The sequence below is a fragment of the Limnohabitans sp. genome (genome assembly GCF_034680285.1).
Lineage (GTDB): Bacteria > Pseudomonadota > Gammaproteobacteria > Burkholderiales > Burkholderiaceae_C > Limnohabitans_A.
Map to the genome: position 1 here is coordinate 125,729 of NZ_JAXITC010000004.1, position 21,261 is coordinate 146,989.

Consider the following 21,261-nt stretch of genomic DNA (forward strand, 5'->3'; position numbering starts at 1 on the left):
CACCCCGACGGGGCAACGATACCCACGGAAACACCCGCTCCCATGGCACCCTCTTTTTCTTGTGGCCTGGTTTGGCTGCGTCGCGACTTGCGTGCAACCGACAACGCTGCCCTTCACCAGGCCCTGAAACACTGCCAAAGGGTCCATGTGGTATTTGTCTTTGACGATGAGATTTTGAACCCGCTGCCCCGCGCTGACCGCCGGGTCGAATTCATCCGGGAATCACTGGTGGAGCTAGACCAAAAATTGCGTGAACTGGCAGGACACCCTCAAGCCGGCCTGATCGTGCGACACGGCGTCGCCAAAGACAAAATAGTGAAATTGGCGCAACACCTGCAGGCGCAAGTCGTTTTTGCCAACCACGATGACGAACCCCACGCACTCGCACGAGACATTCAAGTGCGGGGCCACTTGGCCGACCACGGCATCGTGCTGCACACCTTCAAAGACCATGTGATTTTTGAACGCAACGAGGTGCTGACCCAGATGGCCAAGCCCTTCAGCGTCTTCACGCCCTATAAAAATGCCTGGCTGAAAAAAGTCATGCCAGAAGACTTGCAAGCTTTTGACGTGTCCCTCTGTGCAAAAAACCTGGCCCCCCGACCGGATGAATTGGCGCACCCGGTGCCCAGTCTGGCCGAAATTGGCTTTGAATCCACCAACCTGAAGGCGCTGAAAATCCCCACGGGCGAAAATGGCGCACAAGCCTTGTTGCAAGACTTTCTGACACGCATTGACCTCTACGAAGACACCCGGAACTTTCCTGCCGTCAAAGGACCGAGTTATTTGAGCGTGCATTTGCGCTTTGGCACCCTGTCGATTCGCCAATTGGCCCGAGAGGCACACCCTCGCATGCTGGCAGGCAGTGTGGGAGCCAGTGTGTGGCTGTCCGAGTTGATTTGGCGCGATTTTTATGTCCAGGTGTTGCACAACTTCGCCCATGTGGGCCAAGGTAAGAGCTTCAAGCCCGACTACGACGCCATCCACTGGGAGCACGGCCCTCATGCCCACAAACTCTTTGATGCCTGGTGCGAAGCCCGCACCGGCTACCCACTGGTGGACGCCGCCATGCGCCAACTCAACCAGACGGGCTACATGCACAACCGGCTGCGCATGGTGGTGGCGAGCTTTTTGGTGAAGGATTTGGGCGTCGACTGGCGCTGGGGTGAAAAGTACTTCGCGACGCACCTGAACGACTTTGACCTGTCGGCCAACAACGGCGGTTGGCAATGGGCCAGCTCAAGTGGCTGCGACGCACAGCCCTATTTTCGAATCTTCAATCCGATCAGCCAGAGCGAAAAATTCGATCCCGAGGGCAAATTCATTCGACGCTACCTGCCTGAATTGGCGGCCTTGCCCACCAAAGACTTGCACGCCCCTTGGCTGGCGAAGCCTCTGGAATTACAGGCAGCAGGTGTGGTGATTGGCAAAACCTACCCTGCACCTGTGGTTGACCACGCTGAGGCGCGCGAAAAGACGCTGGCACGCTATGCCGTGGTCAAGAAAAACGCTGACTGATCAGATCGCCACCATCTCAAAGTCTTCTTTGCGTGCTGCGCACTCGGGGCAAGTCCAGTTCATGGGGATGTCTTCCCATTTGGTGCCGGGTGCAATGCCGTGCTCAGGGTCGCCCTCGGCTTCGTCGTAGATCCAGCCGCAAATCAAGCACATCCAAGTTTTGTGTTCCATCACAGTATCGCAATCAGAGAGTCGAATAGAATGATTTGATTGTATCGGGCACCACCGAGCGCCCGGCTGAAGACCGACTGAAGCCCTTCTTCAACCTGCCTGTCATGACCGCCCAACACTCCGAAACTGCGCCCGAAACCGATGAAGTTGATGCCGAAGGGTCAGAAGGCTTGGCTTGTGTGCTGTCATTCAACGCCAACGATCCCAGTGGAGCGGGTGGTCTGAGTTGCGACGCCACCGCCATGGCATCGGTGGGGGCTCACTGCATGCCTGTCTGCACGGGCAGTTATGTGCGAGATACCAGCGGCATCACCGATTATTTCCCACTCGACGAAGAGGCTGTGCACGACCAAGCTCGCGCTGTGGCCGAGGATGTACCGGTTCAGGTCATTAAAGTGGGTTTTGTGGGCACGCCAGAAAATATCGCCACCATCGCTGAGTTGGCCGATGATTACGACGGCGTGCCTGTGGTGGCCTACATGCCCAACTTGTCTTGGTGGGAAGAAGACAAGATAGACGCCTATCTGGATGCTTTTCGGGAGCTCTTGTTGCCGCAAACCAGCGTACTGGTGGGCCATCACAGCACACTGCGACGCTGGTTGTTGCCCGAATGGACTGGCGAACGCAACCCCGGCCCCCGTGACATTGCCAAAGCCGCAGCAGAGTTGGGGGTCCCCTACACCTTGGTCACCGGCCTCCCCTTGCCAGAACAGCACATTGACAACGTGCTGGCATCCCCCGAAACCGTGATGGCGCACGAAAAATTCGAGCGCATTGAGGCCGTTTTTGCAGGTGCCGGAGACACCCTGACCGCTGCACTGGCAGCTTTGTTGGCCACCGGCATGGACTTGCCCGAAGCCAGCAGCGAAGCGCTCCACTACTTGGACCGCTGTCTGGACGAAGGCTTCCGCCCCGGAATGGGCCAAGTCATTCCAGATCGCTTGTTTTGGGCGCTGCCCGAAGCCGAAGACACCGACACTGAAGAAGGTCCAGAGAGTCTTCCAGGGCCCGATTATTTTGAAATGCCTTTCAACGAAACCAAACATTGACAAGAGAGACACAGCCATGACCGATCGCAACCAAGCCCTTTTTGACCGTGCCGCCCAAGTGATTCCTGGCGGCGTCAATTCGCCGGTTCGTGCTTTTCGCGCGGTGGGCGGCACACCCCGCTTTGTGCAGCGTGCACAGGGTGCCTATTTTTGGGACGCGAATGGCCAAAAATACATCGACTACATCGGTTCTTGGGGTCCCATGATCCTGGGCCACGGCCATCCCGCCGTGCTTGAAGCGGTGCAAAAAGCCGCACTCGACGGCTTTTCTTTCGGTGCCCCCACCGAGCGGGAAATCGAACTGGCCGAAGAAATTCTGAAGCACGTCCCCTCTATGGAAATGGTGCGCTTGGTCAGTTCGGGTACCGAAGCGGGCATGAGCGCTCTGCGCTTGGCACGCGGCGCCACAGGCCGCAGCAAGTTCATCAAATTTGAAGGTTGCTACCACGGCCACGCCGATGCCCTGTTGGTCAAAGCCGGTTCGGGCCTGGCCACCTTTGGCAACCCCACCAGTGCGGGCGTCCCGCCAGAAGTGGTGCGCGACACCTTGGTGCTCGAATACAACAACATCACGGCGCTGGAAGAAGCCTTTGCCCTGCACGGCAAGGACTTGGCCTGTGTGATGATCGAGCCGATTGCAGGCAATATGAACTTTGTTCGCGCCAGCGTTCCCTTCATGAAGCGCTGCCGAGAGCTGTGCTCAGAACACGGTGCACTGCTGGTGTTTGACGAAGTCATGTCCGGATTCCGCGTGGCTTTGGGCAGCGCGCAAAGCGTTTACGCCAAAGCCATTCCTGGCTTCAAGCCCGATATGACGGTGCTGGGCAAAGTGATTGGCGGCGGCATGCCTTTGGCGGCCTTTGGCGGCCCGCGCGAGATCATGCGCCAGTTGGCACCCACAGGTCCGGTCTACCAAGCTGGCACGCTCAGCGGCAACCCCGTGGCCACGGCCTGCGGCCTGACCACACTGCGTGAGATCGCCAAACCCGGCTTCTGGGATGCTTTGAGCGCCCGGACCCAAAGCTTGGTCGATGGCCTAACGGGCGCTGCCGCAGCAGCGGGTGTGCCTTTCAGCGGCGATTGCCAAGGCGGCATGTTCGGCTTTTTCTTGTTGCCCGAGCTGCCGCAAAACTACGCCAAGGTCATGACGAGCGACAGCCCCAAGTTCAACAAGCTGTTCCACGGCCTGCTGGACGGTGGCGTTTACATCGCTCCCGCTTTGTACGAAGCCGGTTTTGTGAGTGCTGCCCACACCGAGGCGGACATCGCCGAAACCGTGCGTGTGGCAGGCGACGTGTTCAAAACACTCTGAGACTGACCATGAAAAAGCTGGCTTTCGCATTTTGTGTGGGTGTCGCCGGTCTGATTTCCCCCGCCCATGCCGAATTCGATGCCAAGCGCCTGTGGGTCAACGCCGGGTTTTATTCAGCGCACTTTGACACCGACCAAGGTCTGCGCAATGCCAACCCAGGACTGGGCTTTGAATACCGCATTGACGACACTTGGAGCACCACGGCAGGACGATTCATCAACAGCAACAACGCGAACTCCAGCTATGTGGGCGCCTACTACCAACCGTGGACCTTTGCAGGTGTGAAACTCGGCGTGGTGGCTGGTGCCTTCAACGGTTACCCAAAAGCTTTCAACGGTGGGTGGTTCCCGGCTGTGTTGCCTGTGACCACGCTTGAATCGGGCAATTTTGGATTGAATGTCGCCTTGGTGCCCCCGATGAAAGACCGGCTCTATGGTGCCGTGAGCTTCCAACTGAAGTTCAGGTTTCAAGACTGAAGCTGATCGGTCATTGCCCCAAACCAGCGATAATTCGCCCCTGCATTCACGTCCGGACCGGGCGCTTGCCTATTCCTTTGGACCCCCCTCATGAAAAAGAATTTCCCCCTGCAAGCCGAAGGCAAGCACCCCGACCGCGTGCTGGAAGCCGTCAAGCACGAGATCCGCAAGTACTTCAAGCGCGAACGCAATCGCGACGTGCCCAAGGGTGTGGACTTTTGGGACTTTGACTGCAAAGTGGGCCTGACTACTGACACCGCCGAAGTGGTGCGGGTGAGCGGCGTGATCGAAGCGGTAGACGTCGCAGCCAAATCAGGCGCTGCCTCGGTGTATGTGGAGATTTTGAGCAAGCACGGTGTGCGTGTGCTCAAGGCGCAAAACCAAGAGGGTGTCGAAGACCACTTCGACGATCTCCACCAAGGCTGATCCTGACCTGAGCGGGCTTTTGCCCGATCAGTCGTGCTGAAGTTGCGCTTACTTTGCCAAATCAGCTGCCGCTGCAGCTGCACGCAACTTGTCTTTCTTGCTCAAGCGGAAACCTTTGATGCCCCCATTGCCGGGTGATGGCGGTGGCGGGGTTTCGGTTTGCTCAAAGCCTGGCACTTGCTCCAAAGCGAGTTCCAGGCTTTCGCGTTTCTGGATCAGCTTCCAGTGCGCCAGCACAGCGGCAGTCACAAAGCTCACAGCGTCGCCATGCGCTCCGGCCCGTCCCGTGCGGCCAATGCGGTGGGTGTAGTCGGTGGCTGAGCGCGGCAGGTCGTAGTTGACCACCACGGGCAGCATCGCGATGTCGATGCCGCGTGAGGCCAAATCGGTGGTGACCACCACGTCCCAGCGTCCGGCTTTGAATTCGCTGAGCACTTCTTGACGAGCGCCTTGGCTCATCTCGCCATGGAAAGGCGTGGCAAACACCCCCGCTTTGTAGAGCTTGTTTGCCACATGCTCGCAGGCGTAGCGCGTGGCCACAAAGACCAGCACCTGCTTCCAGCCGTTTTCGATGATCAAGTGGCGCAGCAAAGCGGTACGGCTTTTCTCGTCGACGGCGATGGCGCGTTGGGTGATGTCGGGTTTGTGGCCTTCAAAGGCCTCCACCGTGATGCGCGCGGGATCGCGCAGCAACTTGACCGCCAGCGCTTCCACCTCGGGCGCAAACGTGGCTGAAAACAACAGCGTCTGGCGCTTTGCAGGGAGTAGCGCCAACACGCGTTGCAACTCATCGGCAAAGCCCAAATCCAGTAAGCGGTCGGCTTCGTCCAGCACCAGGTGCTGCACATCGGCCAGGCGCACAGCGTTTTGGTCGATCAAGTCGAGCAAGCGGCCGGGTGTGGCCACCACGATGTCGGCCCCACCGCGCAGCGCCATCATTTGTGGATTGACCGACACGCCACCAAAGACCGTGTTCACTTTGAGCGACTGCGGCAGCTTGTAGGCCAGGTTGGCCAGCACATCGCCCACTTGCACCGCCAGCTCGCGCGTGGGCACCAACACCAATGTGCGCACGGGACGGCGGAAGTTGGTTTGGCGCGGCGCAGCCAGCAGGTGCTGCAAGAGCGGCAGCGCAAAGGCCAGCGTCTTGCCCGAACCGGTGGGCGCGGTAGCCCATACATCGGTCGACTTCAAGGCGGCTGGAATCGCCTCGGCTTGGATGGGGGTGGGGGCGTACAAGCCCATGTCACCCACAGCACGCAAGAGCGCGGGGGTCAAGCCGAGTTGGTCAAAGTTCAAAATAATCCGATCAGAGGCGCGAATCAATGGCGGAAGTGCCGCACACCCGTGAACACCATCGCCACGCCGTGCTCGTTGGCGGCGTCGATGACTTCTTGGTCGCGCATGGAGCCCCCAGGCTGGGCCACGCAGGTCGCGCCTGCATCCACCACCACATCGAGGCCATCGCGGAACGGGAAGAAGGCATCGCTGGCCACCACGGTGTTTTGCAAGCTTAGCTTGGCGGCTTCGGCCTTGATGCTGGCGATGCGGGCGGAATCGAGGCGGCTCATTTGGCCTGCACCCACGCCCATGGTCATGCCGTTTTTGCAGAACACAATGGCGTTGGATTTGACGAACTTGGCCACTTTCCAAGCGAACAACAAATCGTGCAATTCTTCCGGGGTGGGTTGTTTGACGGTGACGATCTTCATGTCGGTCAGCGCCAACTCGTGGTTGTCCGCGCTTTGCAACAACAGACCTGAGCCCACGCGCTTGGTTTCGAGCGCGTTGCGCACGTCACCGTAGCTGGTTGGCAGCGCGATTTTCATCAAGCGCACATTCACTTTGCTCTTGAACACTTCCAGCGCTTCGGCGCTGAAGTCAGGAGCCATCAGCACTTCGACAAACTGCTTGCTCACGGCCTCGGCAGCGGCTTTGTCCACAGGGCGGTTGAAGGCGATGATGCCGCCAAACGCGCTGGTGGGGTCGGTCTGGAAGGCTTTGCTGTAGGCCTCGAGTGCACTCGCGCCCAGGGCCACGCCGCAGGGGTTGGCGTGTTTGACGATGACGCAGGCTGAGCCATCGAAGCTCTTGACGCATTCCCACGCAGCGTCGGCGTCGGCAATGTTGTTGTAGCTGAGTTCTTTGCCTTGGAGTTGCACGCCGGTGGCCAGCGAACCTGCAGCGGGCGCGAGGTCGCGGTACCAAGCGGCTTGCTGGTGGCTATTTTCACCGTAGCGCAGGTCTTGCACCTTCACATACTGCTCGTTGAATTGGCCAGAGAACTGGGCGCGCTCGGGCACATATTCTTCGCTGAGTTTTTCAGCTTCAAAGTTCACGCTCGACAAGTAGTTGCTGATCGCGCCGTCGTATTGGCTGATGCGGTTGAACGCGGCCACGGACAACGCAAATCGCAATTTATCGCTCAGTTTGCCGTTGGCTTTCAGTTCAGCAATTACGTCGGCGTATTGGCTGGCGTCGGTGACGATGCCCACGTCTTTCCAGTTTTTGGCCGCGCTGCGCACCATGGCGGGGCCACCGATGTCGATGTTCTCGATGGCGTCGGCCAGTGTGCAACCGGGCTTGGCCACGGTGGCTTCAAAGGGGTAGAGGTTGACGATGAGCAAGTCGATGGTGGCTATGCCATGCGCCTGCAAAGCAGCCATGTGCTCGGGCGTGTCGCGGCGCGCCAGCAGGCCGCCGTGTACTTTGGGGTGCAAGGTTTTAACACGGCCATCGAGCATTTCAGGGAAGCCTGTGACTTCGGCCACTTCAGTCACGGGCAAGCCTTGATCGGCCAGCAGTTTGGCGGTGCCGCCGGTGGAGATCAGGCCCACGCCCAAGGCGTGCAGTTCTTTGGCCAAGTCGACGATGCCGGTTTTGTCAGAGACGGAGATGAGGGCTCTCATGGAAATACTTTCTTCAAAATTCATTTCAGCAAATCGTGTTCAAGCAACTTCTTGCGCAAGGTGTTGCGGTTCAGGCCCAACCATTCGGCAGCTCGCGACTGGTTTTGGCCCGATTGGGTCATCACCACATCGAGGAGCGGCTTTTCGACCAATTTGACCAGCATGTCATAGAGACCTGTGGGCTCGGTGCCGTCCAGGTCGCGAAAGTAAATGTCCAGGTTGTCCCGGATGCAGTTCTCGATGGATTGGGGTTCACTCATGGCATGGTCTCTAAATCAGGGCAAGCCTCAAGCCGTTGGGGCAAGCGCTCCATCTGATCGGCCAAACCGTCCAGATAAGCGGCCACGGCGGCCAATTGTTGGGCTGCGGTCTCCAGGGTGTTCATGTGTTCGCGGAAAGCATCGCCACCCGGCAGTGTGCGCACATACCAACCGATGTGCTTGCGCGCCGAACGCACCCCGGTGTATTCGCCATACAGGCCATAGTGGTCCTGCAGGTGCTCCAGGAGGGCGCGGCGCACTTCGGCGACCAAGGGCGGCGCGAGGTGTTCACCCGTGGCCAAAAAGTGACCAATTTCTCGAAAAATCCAAGGACTGCCTTGTGCAGCGCGGCCAATCATGACCGCATCAGCGCCAGTGAACTTGAGAACTTCTCGGGCTTTTTCGGGTGAATCGATATCGCCATTGGCCACCACAGGAATACGCAAAGCGGCCTTGACGGCGGCCACGGTCTCGTATTCGGCCCAGCCTTTGTAGCCTTGCTCGCGGGTGCGGCCGTGCACGGTGACCATTTGCACCCCGGCGCTTTCAGCAGCGCGGGCCAGGCTCAGCGCGTTTTTTTCAGCCTCGCACCAACCGGTGCGCATTTTCAATGTCACAGGCACACCATGGGGTAAGGCTGCTTCGACCACCGCACTGATGATGTCCAACGCCAGGGGTTCATCTTGCATCAGGGCCGATCCCGCCCATTTGTTGCAGACTTTTTTGGCTGGGCAGCCCATGTTGATGTCGATGATTTGAGCGCCCCGGTCGATGTTGTAGCGGGCAGCGTCGGCCATCATCTGCGCCTCAGTGCCCGCAATTTGCACCGCAATCGGGCCAGGCTCGCCGTCGTGGTTGGCGCGGCGCGAGGTTTTGAGCGAGCGCCACAAATCAGGCCGAGAGGTCACCATTTCGCTGACCGCATAGCCCGCCCCGAACTGCCTGCAAAGCTGGCGAAATGGCCTATCCGTCACCCCCGCCATGGGGGCGACAAACAAGTTGTTCGGCAATAGGTAAGGGCCAATCTGCATGACTGGGAGGTGGGTATTTTTTGGGGGAGCCGATGAGGAAGCGAGATTGTAGTTGCTTAATATTTCAGCACCTGACATGGGAATGTGCTAAGAAATTCAGTGCAAGTCGCTGGTGAGGCGAGGCCACTTGACAAGCGCTAAACTGCATTGATGGACATTTGGATGGAACATTTGCTGCAATGGTTGGCGCTGCCTCAACATGGCTTAAGCACTGTGTTTGTCGTGGCTTTCATTTCAGCGACATTGCTGCCCATGGGTTCAGAACCGGTGCTGTTTGGCTTGGTCAAACTCAACCCCGAGTTGTTCTGGCCTGCCATTTTGGTGGCCACGTCGGGCAACACCTTGGGCGGCATGTTCAGCTGGTGGATGGGCTGGGGAACTCACAAGGCTGTAGACCGACTGAGACCTTCCACATCAGACAAGCAAGCCCTGAAATGGCTTGAGAAGTTGGGGCCCAAGGCTTGCCTGTTGTCTTGGCTTCCCGTGGTGGGCGATCCGATTTGTGCGCTCTCTGGTTGGCTCAAAATGCCGTTTTGGCCTTGCACCTTGTACATGGCCATTGGTAAATTCTTTCGCTACTTGATCATGACCGCCGCATTGCTGTGGATTTTTCCTGCGCAATGGGCCTGGACTTGAGCCGCTCAATGCGTCAAGGAATTTGCGTCGATCCAATCGCGCAGGTTGTCCAAGAACATCTGGCCAACCCTTTGCTCATTGCCGTCAGAATGGCCTGCAGCATGGGGTGTCACCATCACATGAGGCAATGTCCACAAAGCTGAAGACACTGGCAATGGTTCGTGGGCAAACACGTCCAAAAACGCACCACCCAAGTGCCCACTTTGCAAAGCGTTGATCAATGCAGGTTCATCGACCACTTCACCCCGAGCCACATTGATCAGGTGGGCACCTTGGGGCAACAAAGACAGCGCATGGGCATTGACCAATTGCCGAGTTCGTTCCGTCAAAGGACAGGCCAAAACCAGCCAGTCGGTTTGAGGCAAAACCTGCTGCCAGTGGTCAAACGTAACCATCTCCACCGCCTGTTCATCCTGATGCGTTTTGGCTGCCAATTGCTGCCGCACCGCCACAACATGAAGCCCCAACGCCTGGAGTAAATGGCCGAGCTTTTGACCTATGGGTCCCCAACCTACGATGGTGGCTGTCTGGCCGGGCAAATCCCGAGGCATACGTTCGCCCAACATCGGTCGCCAATGCTTGGCCTGTTGCTCCGCCCACAACAAGGGAAAACGGCGAGCCAGCGCCAAGATGCCTGCCAAAGCCACACTGGCCACCACTTGGGCATTGGCACCCGACGAAGTGAGCACTTTGACGCCCCTGGCCTGGAGGTCCAGGTAAATCTGGCGATCTGCGCCCGCCGAATGGATGTGCACCCATTGCAAATGAGATGACTGGCGCAGCAACTCATAAACCTTTTGCAAGGCCGGGTGAATTTCGTGCTTGGTGGAGGCACCCGTCACCTCCCTGGAAATGAAGGCCACGTCGGCATCGGTGCGGTGCGCGAGCACCGCATCTTCAAGCGCCAGCAACTCATAGGCATTTTGGCCCATCACCGCTTTAACGGAAGCCCCAAAACGGTCAATAGACTGTTGAGACATGAGAATGCGCAGGGTCTGGGTCATGGCCTTTGGTTGAGTCAGCAAACAAAGCTCAATTTTTGTAACTGGGGTCCATGCGATCGAGCTTACGCAGCAATGCTGGCCACTCCATCAGGCCGTAGGGCCTGCGGGTACTGGGCTGGTAGTTGTTCCAGGTTTCTTCCAATACATCCGGGGCCACTTTGACGAAAGGAGTGTTGCAAGCCATGGCTGCGAGTTGGGAGCGGCATGCCAACTCCAACCGGTGCATCCAATTGAAGGCCTCGCCAACGCTGCGGCCCACGGTCAAGGCCCCGTGGTTGCGCAAAATAAGCGCTTCGCCCTTACCCAAGTCTTGAACCAGCGAAGCTTGTTCGGTCAGATCAAGCACCACCCCTTGGTAGTCGTGGTAGCCGATTTTCAAAAAGCGCATGGCCGTTTGCGTAACGGGCAGCAGGCCACATTCGAGCGAAGACACGGCCATTGAAGCCCAGCTGTGGGTATGGATGACGCAATCGACCTCAGGGCGGGCAGCATGCACAGCGCTGTGGATGACATAGCCAGCCTTGTTGATGCCGTAGTTCAAGTCACCAAAATCGGGCTTGGACAGGATGTTCCCATCGTGGTCGATCTTGATCAGGCTGGAAGCCGTGATCTCTTCGTACATCATGCCGTAGGCGTTGATGAGAAAAGCGCCGTCTTCGCCAGGCACGCGTGACGAGATGTGGTTGGCCATCATGTCCGACATGCCATAAATAGCCACCAAGCGATAACACGCCGCCAAATCCACGCGTGCCTGCCACTCTGCGGGGGTGCATCTGGCCTGCATCGATTCAATTTTCAAATAGCCATTTTCAAGCATGGGAGCTCCTGTTGTTCAATCCAGTTTGACACCTGCGCTCTTGACCAGGTTCACCCAAAATTTGGCGTCTTCGTTCAAAAAGGTCCCGAAGTTCTCCGGCGATGTGGACAAGGCCACGTCGGTGCCTTCACGGGCCAAGGCGGCTTTTAACAGAGGGTTGCGCCATAGCCGTTGAGATGGATTCATTAACTTTTTTGTAACGACAGGAAGTCTATCCACTTTCATAAACAAACCACACCAAAATTCAATCGCATAGTCTGTCAGGCAGACTTTTGACTCCCCGCCAAACCGGCGAGCAGTAGCTTACAGTTTTTGAAGCTGACAGCCTCTACATTTAATTGAGCAGTTGGGCTGTGAAACCAGGCGCATGAGCCATTCATGAAAAAACCGCTCCGAAGAGCGGTTTTTTGTTGAAGCCTCAGCTGGCTCAGGAACTGAACAAGAAGTTCATCACATCGCCGTCTTTCACGACGTATTCCTTGCCTTCGGCGCGCATCTTGCCCGCGTCTTTGGCCCCTTGCTCACCCTTGAAGGCGATGAAGTCGTCAAACGCGATGGTCTGGGCGCGGATGTAGCCCTTTTCAAAGTCGGTGTGGATCACGCCAGCCGCTTGCGGGCCGGTGTCGCCCACATGGATGGTCCATGCACGCACTTCTTTCACGCCAGCGGTGAAGTAAGTTTGCAGACCCAACAAGCCGTAAGCTGAACGGATCAGGCGGTTGAGGCCCGGCTCTTCCTGGCCCAGCTCCTTCAAGAACTCCAGGCGGTCAGCGTCGTCCATTTCAGACAACTCGGCTTCGATCTTGGCGCAGATGGCGACCACAGGCGCGTTTTGCTTGGCGGCAAAGGCCTTCAAGCGATCGAGGAACGGGTTGTTCTCGAAACCGTCTTCCGACACGTTGGCCACGAACATGGCGGGCTTGGCGGTGATGAAGAAGAACTGCTTGAGCTCAGCGCGTTCTTCTTTGCTGAAGTCGATGGTACGCACCGGCTGGGTGTCGTTCAGTGCGGCCAGGCATTTTTCCAGAATCGCCATTTGCTTGACGGCTTCTTTGTCTCCCGAGCGGGCGATTTTGCTCACGCGGTGCATGGCCTTTTCTGCAGCAGCCAGGTCAGCCAGGCACAGCTCGGTCTGGATGACCTCGATGTCGGCAATCGGGTCCACCTTGTTGGCGACGTGAATGACGTTGTCGTCTTCAAAGCAACGCACCACGTTGACGATGGCGTCGGTCTCACGGATGTGGGCCAAAAACTTATTGCCCAAGCCTTCACCTGTGCTCGCACCAGCGACCAGACCGGCAATGTCCACAAACTCGACGATGGCCGGCACGATGCGCTCGGGCGTGATGATCTCAGCCAACTGCTGCAAACGCGGATCGGGCACTTCAACGACACCTGTGTTGGGCTCGATGGTGCAAAAAGGGTAGTTTTCAGCCGCAATACCGGCTTTGGTCAAGGCGTTGAAAAGGGTGGATTTGCCCACATTGGGCAAACCTACGATGCCGCATTTGAGGCTCATGGGGGAACTTTCGGTGATTCGGGTGACAGGGCGAGATTTTAACGGGTGGTCTGAGACCGAAAGCGCATGCCCTCCATGGCGTCACCGATGGTCACTGCCATGAACATGAAATCGCACTGTCATTCAGGGGCCGCCTACAATGCAGGGATGGCTTTTTACCTTGATATTTGCATCCGTGGCTCAGGCATCGTGGGTCGAACTTTGGCCCTTTTGTTGGCCAGAGAGCGGCTCAATGTGGGCTTGGTGGCTTCCCCTGCCATGTCGGGGACCGATGTGCGCGCATATTCACTCAATGGGGCGACAAAGACCCTTTTGCAAGACCTGCGTTGCTGGCCCGACCACAAGGCGGTCACCCCGGTGCACCAAATGCAAATTTCTGGCGACCAAGGCGGGCGGCTGAACTTCGCCGCTCACGAGCAGGGCGTCAGCGAACTCAATTGGATGGTAGACGTGCCGGTGCTGGAGACGATGCTGGAGCAAGCCGTGCAGTTTCAGCCTCAGATTCAGATAATGCAAGCGCCGGTGCCCGCACCGCTCACGGTGGTGTGCGAAGGACGTGCCAGCCAAACCCGAGGGGATTTGGGCGTGTGCTTTGACATAAGCCATTACGACCAACATGCTGTGGCGACACGCTTGGTATGCGAACACCCCCACGAAGGCATAGCACGTCAGTGGTTTGGCTGGAGCCAAGCACCCGGTCTTTCGCAACCGCAAGCTGAAGTTCTGGCTTTGCTTCCTTTGGGGGGTGAGGGTGGGCGCGAAGTCGCACTGGTCTGGTCGGTACACCCGCTGCGGGCAAATCAACTGATGGCGCTAGGCACCCAAGAGTTTGAACGCGAACTGATGCATAGCTGCGCTCACGCATTAGGCGGAATGCAGCTGTCTGCAGAACGTGCCAGCTGGCCCTTACAACTTGCGCGTGCGGAGCGCTGGATTGGACACATGCCGGGCACTGCTCAACAATCATTTGCATTGGCGGGTGATGCTGCGCATGCCTTGCACCCTTTAGCAGGACAAGGGTTGAACGTGGGCTTGGCCGATGTGGCCAAACTTGTGGAAGTGATTCGCACCAAGGAATTTTGGCGGCCATTGCATGACCTGAAACTTCTGCGCCGCTACGAACGCGCTCGTCAAGCCGATGTGCAAGCCATGGGCTTGGTCACAGATGGCCTGCAGCGCCTTTTTGCCCAGCCTGGACCGGTCTGGCAAAACCTGCGCAACTGGGGCATGCGGGGATTTGACCGCAGCGGCCCATTGAAACAATGGATGACTCAACGCGCTATGGGTCAAAGCAGCGATGCTTCCATTTCAAAAGCCCATAACTGACAAAGCCGTACACCTTTCAACCAGAAAAAACGCTCCATGAAGATCACCCTCTCGAAACTGGCCTTGTTGGTCATCACCACCGCCTTCTCTTGTAGCGCAGCGATGGCGCAAGAGGCCACCATTCGCAAAAACCTGAGCGAGCGCTTGCCCAACCTGCCCAAGATTGACGAGGTCAGCAAGACCCCCATGAACGGTTTGTTTGAGATCCGCATGGGCAATGAAGTGATGTACAGCGACGCCGATGGCAACTTCCTGATCCAAGGTGCGCTGATTGATGTCAAACAAAAGCGCAACCTGACCGAAGAGCGCATGGAAAAGCTGTCTTCTATTCCGTTCGACCAGTTGCCTTTAAAAACTGCCTTCACCCAAGTCCGCGGCAACGGCAAACGCAAGCTGGCCGTCTTTGCCGACCCGAACTGTGGCTATTGCAAGCGCTTTGAAAAAGACCTGCAAAAGCTCGACAACGTGACGATTTACCACTTCCTCTATCCCATCTTGGGCGAAGATTCGAAAACGAAATCCAAAAACATTTGGTGCGCCAAAGACAAGGCCAAAACCTGGAACGACTGGATGATCAATGGCACCACCCCGGCCACAGCCAACTGCGATGCATCGTCTGTAGACACCATCGTAACTTTTGGCCAAAAGATGCGCATCACCGGCACGCCCATGATCTTGTTCGCAGATGGCACCCGAGTGCCAGGTGCAGTGCCCATGGCACAAGTCGAAAAAATGCTGGCTGAAATCAAATGATGAACACCCCCCTCCCAGAAGACCCCACTTGGCACCTGATCCGTAGCCTGGGCTATGCAGGGTTGATCCCTTTTGTTTTTTTTGCACTTTGCCTGTGGCTGGTGGGTCCAGACCTGCACCCCTATGTCGCGCTGTCAATGCAGGGCTACGGCGCGGTGATCGTGTCATTTTTAGGCGGTATCCACTGGGGCGTGGGTTTTCGCAATGCCTTGATCACCCCGAATGCGCCGCGCATCCATTTCACTTGGGGCGTAGTCCCTTCATTGTTGGCTTGGGTGGGCGTGATGATGCCGGCTTTCGCAGGATTGCCGCTCTTGGGCTTTGTATTGATCGGCTGCTATGTCATGGATCGCCGAACTTGGCCAGCGGCAGGCCTGGCCCCCTGGTTGCCCATGCGTTTGCAACTGACCATAGTGGCCAGTCTGAGCTGCTTTTTGGCAGCAGGTGCCACTTAACGCCCCAGAAACATGACTGCCATTCACTACGCCATTGAAGCCGCCGACCTGCACGCGCACCTGTTCCAAGTCACCCTGACCATTCCCGAACCGGCAGCAGCGCAAACTGTGTCGTTGCCTGTATGGATTCCGGGCAGCTACCTGGTGCGCGAATTTTCCAAAAACCTGCAAAACCTGCAGGCCAAACAAGGCCGCCGGGCGCTCAACTTGGCGCAGCGAGACAAATGCACCTGGGAAATGATCTGCAAACCAGGCGTGCCCTTGGTGATGAGCTACCAGGTCTACGCCTTTGACAATTCGGTACGGACCGCTTGGCTGGATGGCCAGCGTGGTTTTTTCAATGGCACCAGCCTGTGCTTGCGCGTACATGGACAAGAAAAGCAGCCTCACCAACTGCAGTTGCACCCCATCCATGCCCAAGCCAAGTGGCAAGCTGCTACAGGCCTCACACCCGTCAAGACCGACAAAAATGGCTTTGGCCTTTACCAAGCAGCAAATTACGACGAACTGGTGGACTGCCCTGTTGAGCTGGGCACGTTTTGGAGCGGCAGCTTTTCTGCATGTGGGATTCCACACCGATTTGTGGTGGCCGGCGCCCTGCCCTCTTTTGACGGCAAGCGCCTACTGGCCGACACTCAAAAAATCTGTGAAGCCGAAATCCGCTTTTGGCACGGGCAAGGCGCTCACGCGGGTAAGAAAGCCCCGCACAAAAACTACCTGTTCATGCTCAATGCCGTGCACGACGGCTACGGTGGGTTGGAACACCGCAACAGCACCGCCCTGATCTGCAACCGCGCCGACCTGCCCCGCCACACCAGCCCCCACACCAACGAGGGGTACACCACGCTGCTGGGCCTGATCAGCCACGAATACTTCCACACCTGGAATGTGAAGCAGCTTCGCCCAGATGCGTTCACCCAATACGACTACGCTCAGGAAAACTACACGCAGCTGCTGTGGTTTTTTGAAGGCTTCACCAGCTATTACGACGACATCCTGTTGCGCCGCGCTGGGCTGATTGACGACGCTACTTACACCCAGTTGTTGGGTAAAACCATTGCTCAAGTGCAACAAACGCCTGGCCGACTTGTGCAAAGCGTGGCGCAATCGAGTTTTGATGCTTGGGTCAAGTACTACCGCCAAGACGAGAACACGCCCAATGCGACGGTGAGTTATTACACCAAAGGAGCCCTGGTGGCGCTCTGTCTGGACTTGACGCTGCGAAGTAAATTCAAGGCTGAAGGCCTCACGTTGGATGTGGTGATGCGCGGCTTGTGGAAACGCTGCAAAGCTGGACCGATGCGCGAGCAAGACCTGCTGGATGAATTACAAGCCCTGACGGGCCGCATTTGGCAAAAGGAAATTCAAGCTTGGGTGCACAGTACCCAAGAGCTGCCACTGCGTGAATTGCTCATGGGTCAAGGCATCATCGTGAGCGCAGAAACGTCGACCATTGCGCAGCGCTTGGGCCTGCGCGTGAGCGAAACCGGCAGCATCACGCATGTCAAATCCGTGATGCGCGGCAGTGCAGCCGAGGCCGCTGGCCTGGCAGCTGGCGACGAATGGTTGGGACTGGACGTCGGAGCCAAGTCACAAGCTGGCAGTTGGCGCCTGGGTAAATTGGATGAGTTGCCTGCTTTACTTGGCAAAGAGCGCCAGTTCACTGCCCTGGTGTCTCGTGACCGGCAACTGCTGCGCCTGCCAATGACGATGCCCCAACCCAGTACCTTGTGGCAACTTCAAGTACCCCAAGATCGACAAGCCAGTTGGCCTGCGGTCTGACTTTCAGGGGAACCATCGCGGCGGGGGCGCCACTCCTACACAACACCCCGCTCACGACAAGCCTCACTACTTGCGCAAGTCCACCACGCGTTTGGCCTTGCCTTGGCTGCGCTCGACACCGCCTTCGGCCTTGAGCTCGATCGCGACGCTTGACCCAATGTAGACCTTGATTTCATGCTGAAGCTGCTTAGCTGCAGCGCGTGCTTCAATGCTCTCAGGTGAAATCCCAGGCTTGGTCTCGATGACCACTTTCAGATCGTCCATCGGACCTTCCCGGGTCAAGACGCATTGGTAGTGCGGGGCCAGCTCAGCGCGTTTCAGGATCAGCTCTTCGATCTGGCTGGGGAACACGTTCACGCCGCGGATGATCATCATGTCGTCGCTGCGCCCTGTGATCTTTTCCATGCGGCGCATGGTGCGGGCCGTTCCTGGCAACAGGCGCGTCAGGTCTCGCGTGCGGTAACGAATGATGGGCAGCGCTTCTTTGGTCAGGCTCGTGAAGACCAGCTCACCCATCTCACCGTCGGCCACGGGTTCACCCGTTTCGGGGTTGATGATCTCGGGGTAAAAATGATCTTCCCAAATGGTCGGGCCGTCCTTGGTTTCGATGCATTCGCTCGCCACGCCCGGGCCCATCACTTCGGACAGACCATAGATGTCCACCGCGTCGATGGCCATGCGTTTTTCGATCGCTGCGCGCATGTCGTTGGTCCAGGGCTCTGCGCCAAAGATACCGATACGCAGCGACGAGGTCTTGGGATCGATGCCTTGGCGCTCGAACTCATCGGCAATCGCCAACATGTAGCTGGGGGTCACCATGATGATGTTGGACTTGAAATCCTGGATCAGCTGCACCTGGCGCTCGGTCTGGCCACCCCCAAAGGGCACCACCGTGAGGCCGAGTTTCTCTGCGCCATAGTGCGCGCCCATGCCGCCGGTGAACAGGCCATAGCCGTAGCTCACATGCACCATATCACCGGGCTTGGCACCGCCAGCGCGGATGCTGCGGGCCACCACGGTGGACCAAGTGTCAATGTCTTTGAGGGTGTAGCCCACCACAGTGGGTTTGCCGGTGGTGCCGCTCGACGCATGGATACGCGCGCAGTTTTCGCGGGGCACAGCGAACATGCCAAAGGGGTAGCTGTCGCGCAAGTCCGACTTGGTGGTGAACGGGAACTTGGCGATGTCGGCCAGGCTCTTGCAATCGTCCGGGTGCACGCCTGCTGCGTCGAACTTGGCGCGGTAGACGGGCGAATTGGCATAGGCGTGCTGCAAAGTCTGTTGCAGGCGCTTGAGCTGCAGGCTGCGCAGCTCGTCAATGCTGGCCTTTTCAATCGGCTCCAGGAGAAAGGCTTTTTGGCTCATTCAAAACTCCACTTGATCAGCGGGGGACAGGGCTGAAGACCTGCACCCCAATTCATTGATTTATTCCGGCACCACAGAGCCAGGAATCTGTGCACTCTTGCCACGGAACATGGCGATGACTTCGCCGTTCTGGTTGGTGACTTTCATGTCGTAGATGCCATGGCGTCCACTCAGGGTCTGCTCGACGCCTTCACAAGTCAGCACATCGCCCAACTTGCCAGGCTTCAAAAATTCGATGCTGCAACCCGCAGCCACCGCGTTCTTGTTGTAGCTGTTGCAGGCAAAGGCAAAGGTCGAATCAGCCAGGGTGAAGATAAATCCACCGTGGCAAATTTTGTGACCGTTCAGGTGCAGTTCTTTGACCGTCATACGCATCAGGGCGCGGCCGGGCTCGCAGGCCAGCAGTTCCATGCCCATCGTGTCCTTGGATGCCACGTCGACTGCGAACATGGTCTCACCCACCAACTGGGCCAGTGCTTTAGGGTCACTCATCATTCGCCTTTGAACTGGGCAGGGCGCTTTTCGAGGAAGGCCTGCACGCCCTCGAAATAGTCATGCGTGCGGCCCAGGGCCGACTGGGTGTCACGTTCCTCGTCCAGGTGCTGTGACAGCGTGCGTGTGGTGGCCGACTGAAGCAAGGCTCGGGTAGCGACCAATGCCTTGGTGGGCATCTGCGCCAAGCGCTCGGCCAGCGCGAGCGCAGCGGCCAAAGCATCGTCGGATACCTCCCAAATCATGCCCCACTCCTTGGCTTTCTCAGCTGTCAGTTTGTCACCGGTCATGGCCAGCGCCATGGCGCGGGCCAGGCCCAAGCGCTCGACCAACAACCAGCTGCCGCCCGCATCGGGGATCAAACCAATCTTGCTGAAAGCCTGGATGAAGCTGGTGTTGGGCGCAGCGATGGCGATGTCGCAGGCCATGACCATCGAGGCCCCTGCACCTGCCGCCACGCCATTGACCGCCGCAATGGTCGGCATGCGCAGCGTCTGCAAACGGCGCGTGCTGGGGTTGAAAGCCTGATCGATGATGGGGCCTGGATCGGCACGTTCAACACGGTTGGGGCCGGGGGTGAAATCAAAATCAGACAGATCGGCCCCGGCACAAAAGCCTCGGCCAGCGCCCGTGATGACGGCGGCACGGATGGCCGGATTGGCCTCGGCCAGATCAAGGGCTGCCCACAGGTCGTGGTGCATGGCGCGGGTGAAACTGTTGAGGGCTTGCGGGCGGTTCAGGGTGATCAGCGCCACAGCGCCTCTCTCTTCGTACAACACCGTTGTGGTCGATTCGGTCATCTTCGGTCTCCTGGATGCGTGACTGTATCATTAGCCGACCGATCGGTTGGTTAATGTTTTCCCTATGCAGCCTCAGCGCCAGAGCGACAGACTGAGCACAGTTGGGGTGGTTATAGTCATTCCTTGATTTGTCCCCACTGCAGGAGAAAACCTTGAGCTACGAAAACATCGAAGTCCGCACCGAAGCCGGCCAAGTTGGCATCATCACCCTCAACCGCCCCAAAGCCTTGAACGCGCTCAACAGCGCCCTGATGGATGAGCTGGGTGTTGCCCTCAAGGCTTTTGACGCCGACGAGGCCATTGGCTGTATCGTGATTACCGGCAGCGAAAAGGCTTTTGCAGCGGGCGCCGACATTGCGGCCATGGCGAAGTTCACTTTTCACGAGGTCTATAAAAATGACTTCATCACCCGCAATTGGGAAACCATCCGCAGCATCCGCAAACCCGTGATTGCAGCTGTGAGTGGCTTTGCACTGGGCGGCGGCTGCGAGTTGGCCATGATGTGCGACTTCATCATCGCCGCCGAGAATGCCAAATTTGGTCAACCGGAGATCAAGATCGGCATCATCCCCGGTGCCGGTGGCACGCAGCGCCTTCCTCGAGCCATGGGCAAGTCCAAGGCCATGGATTTGGTCCTGACAGGCCGCATGATGGACGCTGCAGAAGCCGAACGCGGCGGCTTGGTCAGCCGCGTTGTACCGCTGGAAAAACTCATGGAAGAAGCGCTGGGTGCTGCACTGATGATTTGCAGCTATGGGCAACTGGCCACGATGGCTGCCAAGGAAAGCGTGAACCGCGCTTTTGAAAGCGGGCTGAGCGACGGCGTGATGTTTGAGCGCCGGTTGTTCCATGGACTGTTTGCCACCGCCGACCAAAAAGAAGGCATGGACGCGTTTTTGAACAAGCGCGCACCGAACTTTGTGAACGGCTGACGCTTCCAGCAAGGGCCAATAATCAAAAAGCCCACAGTCGCAAAACTGTGGGCTTTTTAATTTGGTGGTGATAGGTGGATTTGAACCACCGACATCAGCATTATGAATGCTGCGCTCTAACCAACTGAGCTATATCACCAAGAACTCTTCACATTCAAACCAACAGGTTGATGTGGATGACTCACGTCACCAAGCCAAAAATTATACACAAAATTCAGTGCATCACCC

At 57.7% G+C, this 21,261-nt stretch carries 23 protein-coding genes and 1 tRNA gene; 11 read left to right on the top strand and 13 right to left on the bottom strand.

Going from position 1 to position 21,261, the window contains the following annotated elements; all coding sequences use genetic code 11:
• The first annotated feature begins 42 nt into the window (after positions 1 to 42).
• Positions 43 to 1,518, top strand: coding sequence for a deoxyribodipyrimidine photo-lyase (locus SWE17_RS05220; RefSeq protein WP_322992049.1), 1,476 nt, complete (start codon positions 43 to 45; stop codon positions 1,516 to 1,518).
• Here SWE17_RS05220 and SWE17_RS05225 read toward each other — a convergent pair whose 3' ends face one another.
• On the bottom strand, positions 1,519 to 1,689 hold the full coding sequence (locus SWE17_RS05225; protein ID WP_322992050.1) for a rubredoxin: 171 nt from the start codon (positions 1,687 to 1,689) through the stop codon (positions 1,519 to 1,521).
• A gap of 104 nt (positions 1,690 to 1,793) precedes the next feature.
• Between SWE17_RS05225 and thiD the strand changes: the two genes are divergently transcribed.
• The 4 genes from thiD to SWE17_RS05245 all read left to right on the top strand — a co-directional run bounded on the left by thiD (position 1,794) and on the right by SWE17_RS05245 (position 4,952).
• A complete protein-coding gene (thiD, locus tag SWE17_RS05230; protein ID WP_322992051.1) occupies positions 1,794 to 2,738 on the top strand; it encodes a bifunctional hydroxymethylpyrimidine kinase/phosphomethylpyrimidine kinase in 945 nt (314 codons plus the stop codon).
• A gap of 16 nt (positions 2,739 to 2,754) precedes the next feature.
• Entirely contained in the window at positions 2,755 to 4,050 is a 1,296-nt protein-coding gene (gene hemL / locus SWE17_RS05235) for a glutamate-1-semialdehyde 2,1-aminomutase (RefSeq protein ID WP_322992052.1), read from the top strand.
• A gap of 8 nt (positions 4,051 to 4,058) precedes the next feature.
• Complete coding sequence (locus SWE17_RS05240) at positions 4,059 to 4,526, top strand: hypothetical protein (RefSeq protein WP_322992053.1); 468 nt, start codon at positions 4,059 to 4,061, stop codon at positions 4,524 to 4,526.
• Between the two features lie 90 nt (positions 4,527 to 4,616).
• Positions 4,617 to 4,952 carry a DUF6172 family protein gene (locus SWE17_RS05245; RefSeq protein WP_322992054.1) on the top strand — a complete coding sequence of 112 codons (336 nt, stop codon included), beginning with the start codon at positions 4,617 to 4,619 and terminating at the stop codon, positions 4,950 to 4,952.
• 48 nt (positions 4,953 to 5,000) lie between these two features.
• Here the strand turns inward: SWE17_RS05245 and SWE17_RS05250 are convergent, their stop codons facing one another.
• Genes SWE17_RS05250 through dusB form a run of 4 tightly spaced genes read right to left on the bottom strand, consistent with a single transcriptional unit; the run spans position 5,001 to position 9,152 of the window.
• The gene (locus SWE17_RS05250; RefSeq protein ID WP_322992055.1) at positions 5,001 to 6,251 is read right to left on the bottom strand and encodes a DEAD/DEAH box helicase; all 1,251 of its coding nucleotides are present in this window, start codon (positions 6,249 to 6,251) and stop codon (positions 5,001 to 5,003) included.
• Positions 6,252 to 6,274: 23 nt separating this feature from the next.
• Positions 6,275 to 7,861, bottom strand: a complete 1,587-nt coding sequence (purH, locus tag SWE17_RS05255; RefSeq protein WP_322992056.1) for a bifunctional phosphoribosylaminoimidazolecarboxamide formyltransferase/IMP cyclohydrolase — start codon at positions 7,859 to 7,861, stop codon at positions 6,275 to 6,277.
• A 20-nt stretch (positions 7,862 to 7,881) separates the two neighbouring features.
• Entirely contained in the window at positions 7,882 to 8,121 is a 240-nt protein-coding gene (locus tag SWE17_RS05260; RefSeq protein WP_322992057.1) for a Fis family transcriptional regulator, read from the bottom strand.
• A complete protein-coding gene (dusB, locus tag SWE17_RS05265; protein WP_322992058.1) occupies positions 8,118 to 9,152 on the bottom strand; it encodes a tRNA dihydrouridine synthase DusB in 1,035 nt (344 codons plus the stop codon). Before dusB ends, SWE17_RS05260 begins: the two co-directional genes overlap by 4 nt.
• 162 nt (positions 9,153 to 9,314) lie before the next feature.
• On the opposite strand from dusB, the gene SWE17_RS05270 reads away from it, so the two are divergent.
• Positions 9,315 to 9,788, top strand: a complete 474-nt coding sequence (locus SWE17_RS05270; protein ID WP_416234970.1) for a YqaA family protein — start codon at positions 9,315 to 9,317, stop codon at positions 9,786 to 9,788.
• Between the two features lie 5 nt (positions 9,789 to 9,793).
• Here SWE17_RS05270 and SWE17_RS05275 read toward each other — a convergent pair whose 3' ends face one another.
• From SWE17_RS05275 to ychF, 4 genes are all read right to left on the bottom strand, one after another.
• On the bottom strand, positions 9,794 to 10,792 hold the full coding sequence (locus SWE17_RS05275; RefSeq protein ID WP_322992060.1) for a D-2-hydroxyacid dehydrogenase: 999 nt from the start codon (positions 10,790 to 10,792) through the stop codon (positions 9,794 to 9,796).
• A gap of 28 nt (positions 10,793 to 10,820) precedes the next feature.
• On the bottom strand, positions 10,821 to 11,609 hold the full coding sequence (locus SWE17_RS05280; RefSeq protein WP_322992061.1) for a class II aldolase/adducin family protein: 789 nt from the start codon (positions 11,607 to 11,609) through the stop codon (positions 10,821 to 10,823).
• 15 nt (positions 11,610 to 11,624) lie between these two features.
• Positions 11,625 to 11,795, bottom strand: a complete 171-nt coding sequence (locus SWE17_RS05285) for a hypothetical protein (protein WP_322992062.1) — start codon at positions 11,793 to 11,795, stop codon at positions 11,625 to 11,627.
• Between the two features lie 241 nt (positions 11,796 to 12,036).
• The gene (ychF, locus tag SWE17_RS05290; RefSeq protein WP_322992063.1) at positions 12,037 to 13,128 is read right to left on the bottom strand and encodes a redox-regulated ATPase YchF; all 1,092 of its coding nucleotides are present in this window, start codon (positions 13,126 to 13,128) and stop codon (positions 12,037 to 12,039) included.
• 147 nt (positions 13,129 to 13,275) lie between these two features.
• On the opposite strand from ychF, the gene SWE17_RS05295 reads away from it, so the two are divergent.
• The 4 genes from SWE17_RS05295 to SWE17_RS05310 are packed head-to-tail and all read left to right on the top strand — an operon-like array spanning position 13,276 to position 17,444.
• Positions 13,276 to 14,454 (top strand): FAD-dependent monooxygenase, encoded by a 1,179-nt coding sequence (locus SWE17_RS05295; protein ID WP_322992064.1) that lies wholly within the window; start codon positions 13,276 to 13,278, stop codon positions 14,452 to 14,454.
• A 36-nt stretch (positions 14,455 to 14,490) separates the two neighbouring features.
• Complete coding sequence (locus SWE17_RS05300; RefSeq protein ID WP_322992065.1) at positions 14,491 to 15,207, top strand: DsbC family protein; 717 nt, start codon at positions 14,491 to 14,493, stop codon at positions 15,205 to 15,207.
• Positions 15,204 to 15,662 carry a DUF3429 domain-containing protein gene (locus tag SWE17_RS05305; RefSeq protein ID WP_416234971.1) on the top strand — a complete coding sequence of 153 codons (459 nt, stop codon included), beginning with the start codon at positions 15,204 to 15,206 and terminating at the stop codon, positions 15,660 to 15,662. Before SWE17_RS05300 ends, SWE17_RS05305 begins: the two co-directional genes overlap by 4 nt.
• Positions 15,663 to 15,674: 12 nt before the next feature.
• The gene (locus SWE17_RS05310) at positions 15,675 to 17,444 is read left to right on the top strand and encodes a peptidase M61 (RefSeq protein ID WP_322992067.1); all 1,770 of its coding nucleotides are present in this window, start codon (positions 15,675 to 15,677) and stop codon (positions 17,442 to 17,444) included.
• Positions 17,445 to 17,510: 66 nt separating this feature from the next.
• Here the strand turns inward: SWE17_RS05310 and paaK are convergent, their stop codons facing one another.
• The 3 genes from paaK to SWE17_RS05325 are packed head-to-tail and all read right to left on the bottom strand — an operon-like array spanning position 17,511 to position 20,101.
• Positions 17,511 to 18,809: a phenylacetate--CoA ligase PaaK gene (gene paaK / locus SWE17_RS05315; RefSeq protein ID WP_322992068.1), complete on the bottom strand. Its 1,299-nt coding sequence runs from the start codon at positions 18,807 to 18,809 to the stop codon at positions 17,511 to 17,513.
• Positions 18,810 to 18,869: 60 nt separating this feature from the next.
• Positions 18,870 to 19,304 (bottom strand): hydroxyphenylacetyl-CoA thioesterase PaaI, encoded by a 435-nt coding sequence (paaI, locus tag SWE17_RS05320; protein WP_322992069.1) that lies wholly within the window; start codon positions 19,302 to 19,304, stop codon positions 18,870 to 18,872.
• Entirely contained in the window at positions 19,301 to 20,101 is an 801-nt protein-coding gene (locus tag SWE17_RS05325; RefSeq protein WP_322992070.1) for an enoyl-CoA hydratase-related protein, read from the bottom strand. The genes paaI and SWE17_RS05325 overlap by 4 nt, the downstream gene beginning before the upstream one ends.
• A gap of 152 nt (positions 20,102 to 20,253) precedes the next feature.
• Between SWE17_RS05325 and SWE17_RS05330 the strand changes: the two genes are divergently transcribed.
• A complete protein-coding gene (locus tag SWE17_RS05330; protein ID WP_322992071.1) occupies positions 20,254 to 21,033 on the top strand; it encodes an enoyl-CoA hydratase in 780 nt (259 codons plus the stop codon).
• A gap of 62 nt (positions 21,034 to 21,095) precedes the next feature.
• On the opposite strand, the gene SWE17_RS05335 is transcribed toward SWE17_RS05330, so the two are convergent.
• A tRNA-Met gene (locus SWE17_RS05335) sits at positions 21,096 to 21,172 on the bottom strand.
• Positions 21,173 to 21,261 lie beyond the last annotated feature (89 nt).